Source organism: Agrobacterium sp. NPDC090283 (genome assembly GCF_044769685.1).
In the GTDB taxonomy this organism is placed as follows: domain Bacteria; phylum Pseudomonadota; class Alphaproteobacteria; order Rhizobiales; family Rhizobiaceae; genus Agrobacterium.
Window position 1 is genome coordinate 67,657 of record NZ_JBIVYG010000004.1, and the last position, 15,359, is coordinate 83,015.

Sequence of the window (15,359 nt, forward strand, 5' to 3'; positions counted from 1 at the left end):
CCTTCAGCTTTCTGGCGGAGGTCAAAATGGCGCAAGTCAGTGCGTTTTATAACGTCGAATCTCGCTATTCTATCTATAGCCTATGTGAAGGCACCATAAGCGCGTGCCCGCAAAGTTGGAATGTCACGCTCCCCCAGGTCTGAGCGATGCCTGGGAGATTGCAGATGGGATTGATGGCGATGAGCGAGCGGATCTGCAGCGGATCGAGATTTTATCGAAAGTGATCGCCGGCTGGATGACCACAGTGTCAGCGGCTCATGTGCTTGACCTGAGCACGCGCCAGGTGCGTCGGCTGCTGGAGCGGATAGGGGACCCATCTAGTTGGATTTACAAATCTCCGTGCAATCCAGGCCCCCCGCAACCAAATCCTACGCTACAATATCCCGCAATAGCCCAAAACTACGATCCAGTACGCTAAACAGCTACGATCAAGCAGGCTAAATCCCCGACATAAAACACAAAATCCGAAACCCATAGGTGCAGAGCAGTGAGCACACGTTCGCGCGCATGAAGCGCGTGTCCGACGAGCATGCAACGTGGCAGTAGGTCAACGGCGATCCTCTATCGGCCGAAAGCGCCAACGCCGAATGCATATCTCTTCCCGATGACGCCACAGATGCTCTCGTGAGAAGGCGCTGAGCCTCGGCATCGTGCTGGACCTGCGACGTGTCGGGGATCGCGATCAGAATCTGATCGCTGATGTCGGCTCCGCATATAAACTAGGAGTCGTTGGTCCTGACAAGCACCATACGCTCGATTGGCCTGACTCGCGTCTTTTCAAGGCATGATCAATTTCCAATGGCGGAACACACCTTTCGCACTGGCGCTGCGCTCATGCCTTTCAGCGGTCGGAGCGTTCACTCCCCTACAACTGCTCCCTCGCGTCGTGGATCGGCGCTGCCGGCCAAGCCTCGCGCGGTCATCTCGATAGCATGCAAACCGGAATTCATCTCACCCGGTTTCACCTCGTAACCCAGCGCCTTCAGCGGCCCGACCAGATCTTCCGCGCTGGTGCCGGCCTCGATGTCGTAGGTGCCGAACCGGTTGATGAGATGTGGCTGGGCGACGATCGTCTCAACCGGCAGGCCCCAGTCAATATAGGCGATCAACGCCTGTGCCAGGTAGCCGATGATCTGGCTGCCGCCCGGTGAACCAATGGCGAGCAGTGGCTTGCCATCCTTCATCACGATGGTCGGGGCCATAGATGAGCGCGGTCGTTTACCGGGCTCGACACGGTTGGCGATCGGCAGGCCGCCATCATGGGTCTTGAAGGAAAAGTCCGTCAACTCGTTGTTGAGCAGGAAGCCATTCGTCATCAGACGCGAGCCGAAGCCGTTTTCGATCGTCGTCGTCATCGAGACCACGTTGCCATCCTTGTCGACAATGACAAAATGGCTTGTGGAGGGCAACTCGAGCGCGGCATCCCGGCCGAAAAGTTGGGCGTGGTCCCATTCCGGTTCGCCGGCCTTGACGGCGTCTTTGGCCAACGCCCTGTCGCCATCGAGCAGCTTTGCCCTTTCGCCCAGATAGGTCTTGTCCAGCAGGCCCTTGATCGGTAGCGGCACGAAATCGGTATCGGCGACGTAACGCTCGCGATCGGCGAAGGCGAGACGCTGCGCATCGCCGATAATGCGCCAGCTCTCGACGTTTTTTTTGGGCCCCAGGGATTTGAGATCGAAATTCTCCGCCATGCCGAGCATCTGGCCGATGGCGATGCCGCCCGACGACGGTGGCCCCATGCCGCAAACGTCAAGAGCACGATAGATAAAACAGACCGGCTCGCGCTCGATGACGCGATAGTTGGAAAGATCCGTCAGAGAAAGCACGCCGGGATTGTCGGCCGCTTCGCGCACAGTCTTGACGATCGCCTCGGCAATTCTGCCCTCGTAAAAGGCGTCTGCGCCACCTTTGGCGAGCGCTGCAAGCGTCTCAGCATAGGCCGGGTTCTTCAACAGGGCGCCGGTCTGCAGGGCGGCCCCGGAGGCGTCAAAGAAATAGGAGCGGGCTTCTGGATATTTTTTCAGCCGGTCGCCCTCGGACGCGATGAGGGCGGCAAGACGCGGCGACACTTTGAAACCCTCGGTCGCCAGCTTTTCCGCCGGTTTCAGCAGGCTTGCCCATTCCGCCTTTCCATAGCGTTTGTGGACTTCCTCCAGAAGTCGCACTGTTCCCGGCGTGCCAACGGAACGGCCGCCGACCACTGCATCCATGAATTTTAGCGGCTGACCTTTGTCATCCAGGAAGAGCTTGGGCGTGGCCTCCATCGGCGCCGTCTCCCGGCCGTCAAACGTCGTCAGCTTGCCGCTTTTGGCGTGGTAATAAACGAGGAAGGCGCCGCCGCCGAGACCAGAACTCTGCGGCTCAACGAGGCCCAGCACGGTCTGCACCGCTACCATCGCATCTATGGCGTTACCGCCCGCGGCGATCACGTCGCGTCCCGCCTCGGCCGCCAGCGGATTGGCCGCCGCGACCATGAAGCTGCTTGCCTCGACGCGTCTCGCAGTCGTAACACCCGCCGCTTTCTCCGGTGCAACCGTATCGGAGGCCTGCTGGGCGGAGGCGATTGCGGTGGAAAGCAATAAGGCGAGAACAGCCTCACCGCGAAATCTCATTTCCATTCGCCTTATCCTCCATAAAGGCACGCTACTGAGCCAGCGGGCAGGTCTCTTCGATTGACTTGCGACTTTGTTTCAGGCTGATCTGCTCGCAGACGCACTGCGCGATTTGCCCTGCCACGCAGTTTTGATCGGTACCGGATCCTCGCCGGATTTGCCTGTAACACTATTGGGCACACCGCTCTGGGGCGCACCTCTTTTTCGGCACTATGATGCCTGTTTCCCTGCATGTCCATCATGTGGAAGTGTCAACATGTCATGGGAAAATGGAAATCCATTGAGGGCGTATCGACCTCTTCTGAAACACTTTGAGCCTCTGCTGACAGCGGTGTCGCCGATTGGATTTGTAATGCTCAGATCAGCCGCTTCGTTGGTCCCGGCATCCACAACAAACCTTATTTGATACCGAAACCGAGGCGGCGCAATGTCTGGCTCAGCTCCGCGCGCCCCTTCAGCGCGGCGGCGTCCTCCACACGCTGGGCAATGGGCGCTGTCCAGCCATTTTGCGGCAGGCCCTGTTTTTCCTGAAACACCTTCAAGACCTCATCATAAGAATTGAGATCATTGCGTGCCGGTTCCGAATAAGTTTCATGAAACAGAACGGATGATTGCGGCAGGCGCGGTTTGACGTCGGTTTTCACCGCCGGGTCGGGATAGCCGACCGTGAGGCCAAAGACGGCCACCGTCTCGGGGGGAAGATTCAGTTCGCGGGACACGTCCTCCGGTCTGTTGCGAATACCGCCCACGTAGCAGGAGCCAAGCCCGAGTGAATCAATTGCGGCAACAGCATTCTGCGCTGCCAGCGCCGCGTCGATGGCGCCGATCAGGAAGCTTTCCAGATAATTCAGTCCTTCTCCCTTGTTCCCTTGGTTTGAAGCGACCGTGCGCAGCCGCTTCAGGTCGATAAGCCAAATGAGGAAAACAGGTGCGTCCTTTATATGGGCGTTGCCGCCCGTGAAGCCCGCCAGACGTGTCTTGCGGTCCTTGTCCTGCACCGCCACCACGCTCCACGCCTGAAGATTGGAGGATGTGGGCGCAGATTGTGCGGCTGCGACCAGAAGTTCCAAGCTACCCTCCGGCAAAGCTTTCGGCAGATAGGCGCGGGCGGTGCGATGGTTCAGCAATGCGTCTATGGTGTCATTCCAGAAAGGCGGAGAAAAATCGGCCTGTGCTCCGTAGCGGGCTTCAACACGCTGCTGCGGGATTTCCAGTTTGGTGATCGGACTAGACAGGCTCATTGTGTGAAGCTCCGTAATATTGGCGATGAACCGCGAGACCTGCGGCGGGGATTGGAAGGCCGTGCAAGGCGTATCATTTGATATGCTTCCCCAGCCCATCTGCCGAGCAATGTCCTACTCAATCTCGATTTTTCAGTGAAACAACATTTCCAGCGGAGTCCAAAAACAGAACGCCAGTGAGATTTCCTCTCATTCGCGATCGGTCGCCGGGACGCAACGGGGATTTGGAGAAAATAGACGATTCAGCACAAATTTTGGCGGATAGCCACGTACGTATTGGAATAAAATTCTGCAAGAAATGTTTTCTTTGATGTGCGAGAAGAATTTTCTTCTTAAGAACGCGCCGCTTTGCCCCGATGCTTTCATCATCGAAACGACGTTTTCCAACGGGGATTTTCATGACGATAGGACGCCGCCAGTTCAACAAGATGCTTCTTCTGGCAACGGCAGGAACGGCCCTGCCGGGTTCGCTATTCGCAGCGAGTGGCGACGCGAGCCGGCCCGTCTCCGGCGGCACGCTCAAGCTGCTCTATCGTGTCGATCCCGGCAACGCGCTTTTCGCCATCAACACATCCTCGGGCACGGGGCAGGCGATCGGCCCGAAGATCGTGGAAGGTCTTCTGACATTCGATTTCGACCTCAATCCGCAGCCTCTGCTGGCCACGGAATGGTCCGTTTCCGACGACCATCTTCGCTATACGTTCAAGCTCCGCCCGAATGTGAAATGGCACGACGGTCGGGATTTCACGTCGGAAGATGTCGCTTTTTCGATTTTCCGCCTGAAGGAGGCCCATCCACGCGGCCGCATCACCTATCAGAACGTCGAGGCGGTGGAAACGCCGGATTCCCTCACCGCCATCATCGTTCTGTCCAAACCGGCGCCGTTCTTGATCGCCGCGCAATCGAGTTCGGAATCGCCGATTGTGCCGAAGCACATTTTCGAAAAACTGAAGCCCGCCGATGGCCAGACGCTGCAGACCGCGATCGGCACCGGTCCCTTCAAACTGACGGAATGGACGCCGGGCAGCCACCTGATCTTCGAAAGAAATCCCGATTACTGGGATGCGGGCAAACCCTATCTCGACCGCATCATCCTGCGCATCATCACCGACCCCGCCGCGCGGGCGGTGGCTCTGGAAACGGGGGAAGTGGATATCGGCGACAATCCGGTTCCGCTGGCGGATCTCGAGCGGCTGAAGCAGAACCCCGATCTCGTTCTGGACACCAACACCTATGCCTATGCGGGGCCGCAGCAGCAGTTGTTCTTCAATTACGATAACGAGATCTTCCGCAAGAAAGATGTCCGCCTCGCCGTTGCAAAGGCGATCAATCTCGATGAAATCGTCAATGTGGCGCTCTTCGGTTATGCGCAGATATCGCCAAGCCCCGTCAGCACGGCCCTGCCGAACTGGTACGACGCGTCGGTCAAGGCTCATGCCTATGACCCGAAGGAGGCGGAAAGGCTGCTCGATGCGGCGGGATATCCGCGCAAGGATGGCGGCAAGCGTTTTCCAGTGCGGTTGACCTATAATTCCTATCTGACGCCCGGCTATGCCGATGTTCTTCGCAGCCAGCTTGAAAAGATCGGCATCGCGGTCGAAATCCGGAAATACGATCTGCCGACCTATCTGAAGACGGTTTATACGGACCGCGCCTTCGATCTGGTGGTGGAATCCCTTTCCAACACCTTCGATCCGTCGCTCGGCATCCAGCGCGCCTATTGGAGCAAGAATTTCAAGATCGGGCTGCCTTTCTCCAACGCGGCCAACTACGCCAATCCGGAGGCGGATGCGCTTCTGGAGGCGGCGGCCATCGAGTCCGATCCGAAGAAACGCTGGGTGATCTGGAGCAGGTTCCAGCGCCTCATCCATGACGACGTCGCCTCGGTCGATCTCGTGGCGGCGGGCAGCCAGATCGTGGCGCACAAGCGGGTCAAGAATTACGTCACCGGCGCGCAGGGGCTCAACTGGAGTTTCGGTGATCTCTGGCTCGACCCGACGGCCTGAACCTTCACGTAAAACCAATCTTTCAGGAGGAAATGCGATGTCTGTACAGGCGCTAACCAAGGATCGTTTCATCGAATGGCTGGGAGATGGCAGGGAGCTTGCCGTTCTCGATATACGCCCCACTGAAGAGGTGGGATATGCATCGCCGCTATTTGCGACCAATCTTCCGGCAGAACGGCTGGAGGCGGAAATAGACCGCTTCATCCCGCGCCCTGCCGTACGGACCGTTCTGGTGGACGATGGAAAAGGAAGCGCGGAACAGGCCGCGGGACGGCTTGCCGCAAACGGCTGGAGCGACATTCATTTTCTGCTTGGTGGAATTCCGGCATGGATCGAGGGCGGCGTCGATAACCTGCCGACATTCGATGTTCCCGGCGTTCCGTTCGTCCAGAAGGTGCAGCGGGAAAAGGATACGCCGGTCGTTTTCGCGCGGGAACTCAAGGCCTGGAAGGACGCCGGCGAGGATGTCGTCGTCATCGATACCCGCACAATCGCGGAATATGAAAAGGCACATGTGCCGGGCGCCATCGGCGTGCCGGGTGCGGAACTTCTGCTGCGTTTCACCGATGTCGTGCCATCACCCAAAACGAGGGTCGTCGTTTCCTGCGCGGGTTTGCCCCGCGCAATTCTGGGTGCGCAGACATTGATCGATGCCGGTGTCGAAAATGCAGTCAGCTATCTGCACGAGGGGACGCGCGGCTGGACGGATGACGGGTTTGGACTGGAAACGGGGCGGTCACAGACATATCCGCCCGCCAGTGACGATGCCAAAGACATTGCGAAGGTGCGGCTCGAAACATTTTCCCGTGACGACGATCTGCTGTTCATCGACCGTCCGACGGCCGAAACATGGCTGCGGGACAAGGCGCGAACGACCTATTTTCTTGATGTGAGAACGCCGGAAGAATTCGCGGCTTCGCATCTTGAAGGTTCTGTTTCTTCGGAGGGCGGGCAGCTTCTCGGTGTCGCCTATCGCACCGTTGCCGTGCGCGGCGCCCGGATCATTCTCGTGGATGACCTGCTGGGCGCCCGCGCCCGCGTCGTGGCGCATTGGTTGAAACGGCGGGGTTTTGAAATCGCTGTTCATCTGCATGATTTCGAACAGGGTGTCGAAGCTGCCGCGGCATAAGCGCGGCTCGAATTTCACCAGGCCGCTCTATAGACAGGGATTTGTAATGACCAATGCCAGCCAGGCCTGGGGTTCCGCGCCCAGCAAACGCTTCGACACGATAGCTGAAAGATTTCGGGGGATTTTTTCCGATATCGGCAGAGACGCCATACGACATGATCTTGGCCGCGAGCTTCGTTTCAATGACTATGATGTTTTGAAAAAGGCCGGCTTTTCCAGGCTGCGCCTGCCGGAAAAATTTGGTGGTCTTGGCCTGACATTGCCCGAACTTTTCGGCCTGATCATCGAACTGGCGGAAGCGGATCCCAATCTCACCAATGCTTACCGCAGCCATCTGGGCTTCACGGAGGATCTGCTTAACGCAACACCTTCGCCATGGCGGGATGCATGGTTGAGGCGAATCGGGCAGGGCGAAACCATCGGCAGCGGGTTTTCCGAGCTGGGAGATGCCCGGCTCGGAACTTATTCCACCCAGCTTACCCGCGATGGCAGCGGCTGGCGGCTGAACGGCGAGAAATATTATACGACTGGCTCGCTCTATGCGGACTGGATAACGCTGGGCGCCGTGGATGGTGACGGCGCGCCGATTGGCGCGCTTGTTCCCACGAAGGCCGAAGGCGTCGAGATTCTCAATGACTGGGACGGTTTTGGTCAGGCGTTGACGGCCAGCGGCACGGCGCGTTTTACGGATGTGGCGATTTCCGAAGATCTCATCAAACCCAGCGCCCTTCGCTTTAGCTATTCGGGCGGCTTTTTCCAGCTTGTCCATCTGGCCTCGCTTGCCGGCATTGGTCGTGCGGCCGCCGCGGAAATCGCCCGTCATGTGGCGGAGCGCAAGCGGGTCTATCAGCGCAGTAACGCTTCGCGTTTTGCCGAAGATCCACAGGTTCTCCAGGTCGTGGGCCGGGTGCGGGGGGCGGTCTATAGTGCCGGCGTCATCGTGTTAAAGGCGGCAGAGGCGTTACAGGCTGCCTATGAAGCCAATCTTTCCGGCGATGAGGAAGGCATTGCGCTGGCAAACCGCAATGCGGACCTCGAAGTCAGCCAGTCGGTTACGGTAGTCAGCAATCTGATCCTCGAAGCATCCACGGTCCTCTTCGACGCGCTTGGCGCCTCTGCGGCAAAACGCAGCCATGGTCTCGATCGCCATTGGCGAAACGCCCGCACCATCACTTCGCACAATCCCCGCATCTATCACGATCGTATCGTCGGAGATTTCGCGGTGAACGGCATCTCACCAACGCCGCATGGAGGTGTGGGCATAATATCGCGGACGGAGAAGGAGCAGGCCGACGCGTGATCAAACCGGGCGGCACGGCAGGCGATGCGCAGTATGGCCGGTATTCCCGCATCCACTCAGCGCAAAACAGGATAGTGAAATTGGGCAGGATTTATCGTGATCTGACAGAGCTTGTCGGCAATACGCCGTTGGTGGAACTCGCCAGAATTCGCCAGAAATATGATCTTCCATCGAGAATTCTTGCCAAGATCGAGTATCTCAATCCCGCCGGCAGCGTAAAGGACCGGACGGCATGGGGCATCATCCGGGAGGCGGAGAAAACCGGTAGACTGAAGCCGGGCGATCTTCTTTTCGATCTCACCAGCGGCAATACGGGCATTGGAATTGCGGCGGTCGCGTCCGCGCGGGGATACCGTACGAAATTTTACCTTCGCAATACGATCAGCGAGGACAAGATCAATATTCTGCGGCAATTCGGATCGGAAATCGAATTGATCGGAAACGAGGAATTGTTCCAGCCCGATGCGATCCATCGTATCATCGACCGGATCAAGGCTGAAAATCCTGGCGCCTTTTATACCGGGCAGCGATCCAATGACGCCAATCCGCAGGTGCATTTTGACACGACCGGACCGGAAATATGGCGCGATACCGACGGCGATATCGATATTCTGGTCGGCACGGTGGGTACGGGCGGCACTCTTTCCGGCGCGGGGCGTTTCCTGAAGGCGCAAAAACCGGAGATAAGGATCGTTGTTGCTGAGCCGACGCCCGAGTCCGTTCCTTCCCCTGAAAAGCCTGATGCCCCCACGATTGAAGGTGTCCACAAGGTCACGGATGTGGAGGAGGACACATTGCCGGAGACCTATAACAAGGGTGTGGTGGACGAGATCGTTGCCGTGACCACCGAACAGGCACGGCGCGCAGCGCTGACCGTTGCAAGAGAGGAAGGTTTCCTTGTCGGTACTTCGTCAGGTGCGGCTGTCGCGGTCGCAATCGAGCTTGCACGACGGGTCGAAAACAGGGCCAAGACGATTGTGGTGGTATTTCCGGACAGCGGTGAGCGTTATCTCTCGCTTTTTGATGCCCCCACTGAAAAAGTCGCTTCCGCGGACCGAGATTTGTGATGCTGGCAGCGCTCAAGTCTGGGCATGAGCGCCGACAACCCGCATTTGAAATACTCTCGCGAGCGAAAAAGCAGATCAATGCACCGCGAGACCGAGATTTCCCCGCAATGTTTGTGTCTGATAATTTTTGCGATAGACGCCCCATTCCTGAAGATAGGGAATGACTTTGTCGACGAAGTCATCGAACCCGGTCGGCGTGAGATGTGGCGCAAACACAAAACCGTCGGCGGCATTCTCCTGAACGTATTGGTTGATCTGCCTTGCCACCGTTTCCGCTGTGCCGATAAAATGCTGGCGTGCCGTTACCTTGATGATGAGTTGCCGGATGCTCAGTTTCTCCCGCTCGGCGATTTCCCGCCAGGCGCGGGCCGTTTCGAGCCTGTCGTCGATGCGGCTTGCGCGTCCCTGGGCAAGGGCGGGGGAGGAGACTTCGGGATCGATCTCCGGCAGGGGGCCGTCCGGATCATAAGAGGACAGATCTCGGTTCCACACCTGCTCCAGAAAAACGATCGCGTTTTTCGGGCTTACCTGCTGCAGACGAATGGCGCGTTGTCGCTCCTCTGCGTCTTCCTGGCTGTCACCGAGAACGAAAGCCGCGCCCGGCAATATTTTGAGGTCGTCAGCGGCGCGGCCATATCTGGAAAGCCGCGCCTTGACATCCCGGTAGAAGGCCTGCCCATCCTCAAGCGTGCCGTGGCGGGAATAGATGACATCGGCATGGCTGGCCGCTAATTCGCGCCCGGTCTCGGAATCTCCGGCCTGCGCAATCACGGGTCCGCCCTGCGGTGAGGGCGGCAGATCGGAGCGGCCGGCAATATCGAAGTGCTTGGACTTGAAAGCGAAGTCGTTACCTTTCCAGATCGTCCGCGCTGCCTCGATGAATTCCTTTGCGCGCTCATAACGTTCGGCAAACGGCAGATGGTCGCCCCTGCGGAAATTCGCGCCCGTAAAGGCTCCCGGCGAGGTGACGACATTCCAGCCGGCCCGGCCGTTTGAAAGCACATCGAGCGTGGCAAGCTGACGGGCGAGCGGATAGGGTTCATTAAAGGTGGTGGTGAGTGTTCCGATCAGGCCAACATTACGGGTGACGGCGGCGAGTGCCGTCAGGATCGCCAGCGTGTTTGGTCGTCCCACGACATCCAGTTCGTGGAAGCGACCTTTTTGTTCGCGCACCCGTAGGCCCTCTGCAAGGAAGACAAAATCCAGCTTACCCCTTTCGACCGTCTCGGCAAAATGCCTGAAAGACGAAAACGCGATCTGGCTGCCGGCCGCCGGATCGCTCCAGACCGTAAAATTATTGACGCCCGGAAACTGGGCTCCGATGATGACTTGTTTTTTCGACATGGTGTTATTTCCGATGGCGTTCAGGCGGCCGCAACGACGTAGCGGTTCGCGGCAGCAGGCAGGGAAAGACGTTCGCGCAGGGTCGATCCCTGCGATGCCTGCACAAGGCCGGCATTCCGAATTGCCGGCAGGACATGTTCCACCAGGGGGGCAAGGTCCCGTTCCGGTTCGTGGGGCAGGAAGCGGATGCCGTCCAGACCAGCGCTTGCCAATGCACGCGCCGCGGTGATCGCGACCTCTACGTCTGCGGTCCATTGCGGGATCGTGTCTTTTCCAGCCCTGCCGGCTCCAAATCCGACATCGGCGAAAAGCCGAAGTCCCGGATGTCTCGATTTGATGTCTTTCACCAGCGATGAAAGCTCGCTGTCGCTTGCGCGCAAAAAGGCGAGGTCGATGGCGGAAGCCAGAGAGGCGCTGTTTTCTGGTTCGGCGAGGGCGGCTATGACGGGCTGGCCCTGTGGAGGCCGCGGTGTGATCGATGGGCCGAGGATGTTGAAATTCGCGCCCTGGAAATCGACATAGCGCAATTTTGCGCCGTCGATGAAGCGTTGGCTTTCCGGGTCGCGGATGACGGCACCGTCTTCCCAGCTGTCCCAGAGCCGGCGGATAACGTCTATCGCTTCGTCGAAATCCCGTTCGAGCGCCCGCCGGTTGTCCTCCGGATAGCCGTTAAGCTCGCCGGTCGCGCGTCTTGCCGCTGCCGCCCGGCCGCCCTCGAGCGGCTGCGCAAGGAGCCCGGCGCGACCTTCCGTGACGTAATCGAGTGTGGCGATGGCGGTCGATACATGGAAGGGTTCAAGGAAGTTGATCGGCGCGCCTGCAAGGATACCGGCGTGGCTCGTGCGGGCGCCGAGCCAGTTTGCGAATAATATGGCATCGAGGCCATCACCCGTGGGGAGTGCAAAGCCGTCTTCGAGGGTGATGAGGTCGAAACCTTCATCAAGTCGCTGGAGAAGGCTGTCCTGCACAAGCAGATTCTGCGAAGGGAGGCCGAGGTCTATGCCTAACTGAAAATTCGCTCCGAAAGTCATATCGCAGTCCCTACTGAAGTTTGAGTCTTATGGCCGGAAAGCACATCTTGATACGATAATCCGTCGATGCCGGCCTCAACCCGTGCTGCGCCGTGTCCGGCAAACCGCGCGAGGATTTTCGCCTCCTGTCCTTCCTTCAATGCCTTCACGCGCAGCGTCGCTTCTTCGAAGGAGGCGGCCGGAGGATAGACCGGCGTGCTTCCTTTCTGCCCGGCCCTGGCGCCGATATGCTTTTCAAAAGGAAGCGAGCGATAGAGTTGCGGATCGGCGGCAGTGTCGAAAAGCGGGCGATATCCGAGGCTCAGGTAAAGTGCGACGGCTTCCGGCTGGCGGAAGCCGGTGGAGAGATAGGTGCGGGTATAGCCGAGCGCCGCGGCACTCTCTTCAAGCGCCGACATGATGGTGCGGGCAAGCCCCTGCCGCCGCAATGAAGGGTCTGTCCATATCCGCTTTATTTCTGCCGTTTCGTCGTCATGGCTCATGAAAGCGCCGCCGGCGATGGTCTTGCCATCCCGTTGCACCAGCAGGAGATCGCCCAGCGGCGGAGAATAGAGCCCTTCCGGATAACGGAATATCTCGCCGCGCGCGCCACCGGGGCGATCCCTTGTGCCGTATCGCCCGTCATATTCACTGATCAGGCCTTCGATGAGGGGTTGGGTTGAAGGGTGAAGTAAGGTGGAGTGGATGATGACATCGGGCATGGCTCGTCTCGCTTGGGCACGATAGCCGGCTGTCCGGACGGTGTTTATCAGGCGGGATTTTCGGATGCCTGCACCGGCCTCAGCCGCGGGCAGAAGCATGGCGCAGGGCAGACCGCTTTGGCGCGGCATGATCTTTTATTGTGCAATTGAATAAGGAAATATCGTTGCTCGATTATTTATAACACTAAAAATATAGATTTTATCAAATCAATGAGACGTTCCGCAGGGAGTATCGATGACCTTTGGTTTGAGTTTTCTCGACAAGAGCCCTATCCATCAGGATGAGAGTGCCACGGCGGCGCTGCGACGAACCGTGGCGCTTGCCCAAAAAGCCGAAGCGCATGGCTTCGTCCGCTTCTGGGTTGCCGAGCATCACAACTCGCCGAAACTGGCGAGTTCGTCTCCCGAGGTGTTGATCGGTTTCCTGTTGGCCCAGACCCAGCGGATCAATATCGGGTCCGGTGGCGTCATGCTGCAACACTACAGTGCCTATAAGGTCGCCGAAAACTTCAAGCTGCTTTCCGCTCTTGCGCCCGACCGTGTGGATTTAGGCATCGGCAAGGCGCCGGGCGGACTTCCGCTGTCAACGCGTGCCCTTCAGGGTGCCTATGATCCGGCGCGCAAGCCCTCCTTCGAAAGGCAGCTCGAGGATCTCGACCGGTTTGTCCGTGACGAAAAGGCAGGCAACGGGGATGAAGGCAAGCTTGCAGCCTACCCCCTGCCGCCTTCGCCGCCAAACCGCTTCCTGCTTGGGGCGAGCCCGGAAAGTGCCCGGCTTGCCGGCAGGCTGGGATGGAACTTCGTTTACGCCGGCCACATCCATGGCAGTGAGTCCGCGATTTCCGAGGCGCTGAACGCGTTCAGGGAATCGGGCGGCAAATATGCGGTTCTGGCGGTCGCCGTGGTGGTTGCGGAGACCGACCAGGCCGCGGAGGCGCTTGCGGTCGAAGGTCGCCGTTTTCGTGTCGAGATCGAGGGTGGACAGGGTGTGAATGTCGGAAGTGAGGAGCAGGCGCTGGAATATGTCCGTCAGGCAGGCGCCACGCATTATCGCATCGAAGAGCGCAGCCCACTGATCCTTCGCGGCTCCCCTTCCACGGTCCGTGCCGAATTGCTTCGGCTTCATCAACATCACGGCATCGACGAGTTCATCGTGGAGTGCCCTGTTTCCGAAGGCGCACACCGCCTGAAGACGATCGAATATCTGGCCGCGGCCAACCGCGCACTTGCAGCGTGACGGCAGGCGTCGGGCACAGGGGATTGGATATGGTAACCAGACGTCATTTCATTCTGGCAACGAGTGCCGCGGCGATTTTTGCCAGCAGCGGGGTCGCTTTCGGTGCGGGCGATGCTACCCAGAAACCAACAAGCGGCGGGTCGCTGACCTGGGCTGTGGAAACCGAGCCGAGCACGCTCAATCCGCATCTCAACGGGCAGGCAAAGGCAAAGCTCATTCTGCGCAATGCCTATGAATCGCTTCTGGCCCGCACGCCTGATGGTGGTTATGCGCCATGGCTGGCCAGAAGCTATTCCATCTCGGAGGATGGCAAGCAGTATACATTCGTCCTGCGTGACGACGTGACCTTCAGCGATGGCGAAAAACTCAATGCTGCCGCGGTGGCGTTCAACTTCACCAAGCTGAAGGAGCCGACCTATTCCGGCAGCATCAGCGCCGGTCATCTGTCCCATGTTACCGAAGCGCTGGCCGTGGACGAATACACGGTCGTCCTTAAGCTCCGGCGGGTCTATGCGCCTTTCCTCGACGGCGCTTCCGGGATTGAAATCCTGTCGCCGCGGGCTTTCTCCTCGCCGCAACTGAAATCTGGCGGCGTTGGTATCGCCGGCACCGGTCCGTTCGTTCTCGACCGCTACGTCAAGGGTCAGGAAATCCGCTTCGTCAAGAATCCCGGCTATAACTGGGCGCCGGCGACCGCCGGTCATCAGGGGCCAGCCTATCTGGACGAGGTGATCTATCGTTTCCTGCCAGAATCCGCCGTGCGCAGCGGCGCTCTGTCTTCCGGGCAGGTGCAGGTGATCGAGGGAATTCCGGGCAACGATGCCGGTCTGTTTCGGGATGATCCGGAGTTTTCCTATCAGACTGCCCTCAATACCGGCACACCCTATACGCTCTATCTGAACGTCAACCAACAGCCGACCGCCGATCTCAAAGTCCGCAAGGCGTTCCAGGCGGCGGTGGACGTGGACCAGATCCTGCAGGCGGTCTATAGCGGCGAGCGCCGGCGCGCCTGGGGTATTCTTACCCCCGCTGATACCGATTTTTACGACAGGAGCATCGAAAAGGCCTACGGTTTCAACCCGAAGCTTGCCAACGACCTGCTCGACGAAGCCGGTTGGTCCGCCCGCGACGGCGATGGTTTCCGCGTGAAGGACGGCAAGCGATTGACGATCGAGGTCGTGCAGTCGCAATCGACGGTGCGGGACCAGCGTGACATTCTTCTGCAGGCGGTGCAGGCGCAGGTTCGCCAGCATGCCGGGATCGATCTCGCCTTGCAGTATGTCGATGCCGGCACCTATTCCAGCCGCCAGAAAGACGGTCAGTACGGCATTATCCCGAACTCGACGACGACACAGGAAAACGGCGTCACCATCTATTTTCATTATCTCCCGCGCGACAAGGGTGGCTCGATCAATTACAGCCGCACCGAAGCACCGGAAATATCCGCCTGGCTCGACGAGGCTGCATCCACTCTCGATCAGCAAAAGCGGTTCGAAATCTACGCGAAATTGCAGCGCTATGCGATTTTGGAACAGGCGCTCGGCCTGCCGCTTTATGTGCCCGATGACCAGATCGCGGCCGCTGTCGCGGTCAAGGGCGTCGGCTTCAGACCTTTCAAACGCCTTCCCGACAACGCCTACGATATCTGGCTTCAGCAGAACGCCTGATCTGTCGGTCATTCATTTTTTTAT

General features: G+C 58.8%; 11 protein-coding genes and 1 pseudogene. 7 read left to right on the plus strand and 5 right to left on the minus strand.

The features are described from left to right. Window positions 1-164: 164 nt before the first annotated feature. A pseudogene (locus tag ACIQUH_RS07730) lies at window positions 165-307 on the plus strand (helix-turn-helix domain-containing protein); the annotation flags it as partial. Window positions 308-857: 550 nt separating this feature from the next. Here ACIQUH_RS07730 and ggt read toward each other — a convergent pair. Further along, window positions 858-2,618: a gamma-glutamyltransferase gene (ggt, locus tag ACIQUH_RS07735; protein ID WP_400813495.1), complete on the minus strand. Its 1,761-nt coding sequence runs from the start codon at window positions 2,616-2,618 to the stop codon at window positions 858-860. 392 nt (window positions 2,619-3,010) lie between these two features. Beyond that, on the minus strand, window positions 3,011-3,853 hold the full coding sequence (locus tag ACIQUH_RS07740; RefSeq protein ID WP_400813497.1) for an NADPH-dependent oxidoreductase: 843 nt from the start codon (window positions 3,851-3,853) through the stop codon (window positions 3,011-3,013). Between the two features lie 398 nt (window positions 3,854-4,251). Between ACIQUH_RS07740 and ACIQUH_RS07745 the strand changes: the two genes are divergently transcribed. From ACIQUH_RS07745 to ACIQUH_RS07760, 4 genes are all read left to right on the plus strand, one after another. Next, window positions 4,252-5,859: an ABC transporter substrate-binding protein gene (locus tag ACIQUH_RS07745; protein ID WP_400813499.1), complete on the plus strand. Its 1,608-nt coding sequence runs from the start codon at window positions 4,252-4,254 to the stop codon at window positions 5,857-5,859. A 37-nt stretch (window positions 5,860-5,896) separates the two neighbouring features. Beyond that, window positions 5,897-6,988: a rhodanese-like domain-containing protein gene (locus ACIQUH_RS07750; protein ID WP_400813500.1), complete on the plus strand. Its 1,092-nt coding sequence runs from the start codon at window positions 5,897-5,899 to the stop codon at window positions 6,986-6,988. A 46-nt stretch (window positions 6,989-7,034) separates the two neighbouring features. Then, the gene (locus tag ACIQUH_RS07755) at window positions 7,035-8,288 is read left to right on the plus strand and encodes an acyl-CoA dehydrogenase family protein (RefSeq protein WP_400813502.1); all 1,254 of its coding nucleotides are present in this window, start codon (window positions 7,035-7,037) and stop codon (window positions 8,286-8,288) included. 74 nt (window positions 8,289-8,362) lie between these two features. Further along, the gene (locus ACIQUH_RS07760; RefSeq protein ID WP_400813997.1) at window positions 8,363-9,355 is read left to right on the plus strand and encodes a PLP-dependent cysteine synthase family protein; all 993 of its coding nucleotides are present in this window, start codon (window positions 8,363-8,365) and stop codon (window positions 9,353-9,355) included. Between the two features lie 75 nt (window positions 9,356-9,430). Here the strand turns inward: ACIQUH_RS07760 and ACIQUH_RS07765 are convergent, their stop codons facing one another. The 3 genes from ACIQUH_RS07765 to ACIQUH_RS07775 are packed head-to-tail and all read right to left on the minus strand — an operon-like array spanning window position 9,431 to window position 12,431. Next, window positions 9,431-10,699 carry an LLM class flavin-dependent oxidoreductase gene (locus tag ACIQUH_RS07765; protein WP_400813503.1) on the minus strand — a complete coding sequence of 423 codons (1,269 nt, stop codon included), beginning with the start codon at window positions 10,697-10,699 and terminating at the stop codon, window positions 9,431-9,433. Window positions 10,700-10,719: 20 nt separating this feature from the next. After that, the gene (locus tag ACIQUH_RS07770; RefSeq protein WP_400813504.1) at window positions 10,720-11,730 is read right to left on the minus strand and encodes an LLM class flavin-dependent oxidoreductase; all 1,011 of its coding nucleotides are present in this window, start codon (window positions 11,728-11,730) and stop codon (window positions 10,720-10,722) included. Further along, a complete protein-coding gene (locus tag ACIQUH_RS07775) occupies window positions 11,727-12,431 on the minus strand; it encodes a GNAT family N-acetyltransferase (RefSeq protein ID WP_400813505.1) in 705 nt (234 codons plus the stop codon). The genes ACIQUH_RS07770 and ACIQUH_RS07775 overlap by 4 nt, the downstream gene beginning before the upstream one ends. A gap of 235 nt (window positions 12,432-12,666) precedes the next feature. Here ACIQUH_RS07775 and ACIQUH_RS07780 point away from each other — a divergent pair, with 235 nt between their 5' ends. Both ACIQUH_RS07780 and ACIQUH_RS07785 read left to right on the plus strand, forming a co-directional pair. Next, on the plus strand, window positions 12,667-13,668 hold the full coding sequence (locus ACIQUH_RS07780) for an MsnO8 family LLM class oxidoreductase (protein ID WP_400813506.1): 1,002 nt from the start codon (window positions 12,667-12,669) through the stop codon (window positions 13,666-13,668). A gap of 29 nt (window positions 13,669-13,697) precedes the next feature. Beyond that, on the plus strand, window positions 13,698-15,335 hold the full coding sequence (locus ACIQUH_RS07785; RefSeq protein WP_400813507.1) for an ABC transporter substrate-binding protein: 1,638 nt from the start codon (window positions 13,698-13,700) through the stop codon (window positions 15,333-15,335). Window positions 15,336-15,359: the final 24 nt, after the last annotated feature.

Excerpts from the sequence above, each read along its gene's own strand:
- ACIQUH_RS07770 (WP_400813504.1), bottom strand. The coding sequence starts at position 11,730 with ATGACTTTCGGAGCGAATTTTCAGTTAGGCATAGACCTCGGCCTCCCT.
- ACIQUH_RS07755 (WP_400813502.1), top strand. The coding sequence starts at position 7,035 with ATGACCAATGCCAGCCAGGCCTGGGGTTCCGCGCCCAGCAAACGCTTC.
- ACIQUH_RS07780 (WP_400813506.1), top strand. The coding sequence starts at position 12,667 with ATGACCTTTGGTTTGAGTTTTCTCGACAAGAGCCCTATCCATCAGGAT.
- ACIQUH_RS07765 (WP_400813503.1), bottom strand. The coding sequence starts at position 10,699 with ATGTCGAAAAAACAAGTCATCATCGGAGCCCAGTTTCCGGGCGTCAAT.
- ACIQUH_RS07740 (WP_400813497.1), bottom strand. The coding sequence starts at position 3,853 with ATGAGCCTGTCTAGTCCGATCACCAAACTGGAAATCCCGCAGCAGCGT.
- ACIQUH_RS07785 (WP_400813507.1), top strand. The coding sequence starts at position 13,698 with ATGGTAACCAGACGTCATTTCATTCTGGCAACGAGTGCCGCGGCGATT.
- ACIQUH_RS07750 (WP_400813500.1), top strand. The coding sequence starts at position 5,897 with ATGTCTGTACAGGCGCTAACCAAGGATCGTTTCATCGAATGGCTGGGA.
- ACIQUH_RS07745 (WP_400813499.1), top strand. The coding sequence starts at position 4,252 with ATGACGATAGGACGCCGCCAGTTCAACAAGATGCTTCTTCTGGCAACG.
- ggt (WP_400813495.1), bottom strand. The coding sequence starts at position 2,618 with ATGGAAATGAGATTTCGCGGTGAGGCTGTTCTCGCCTTATTGCTTTCC.
- ACIQUH_RS07775 (WP_400813505.1), bottom strand. The coding sequence starts at position 12,431 with ATGCCCGATGTCATCATCCACTCCACCTTACTTCACCCTTCAACCCAA.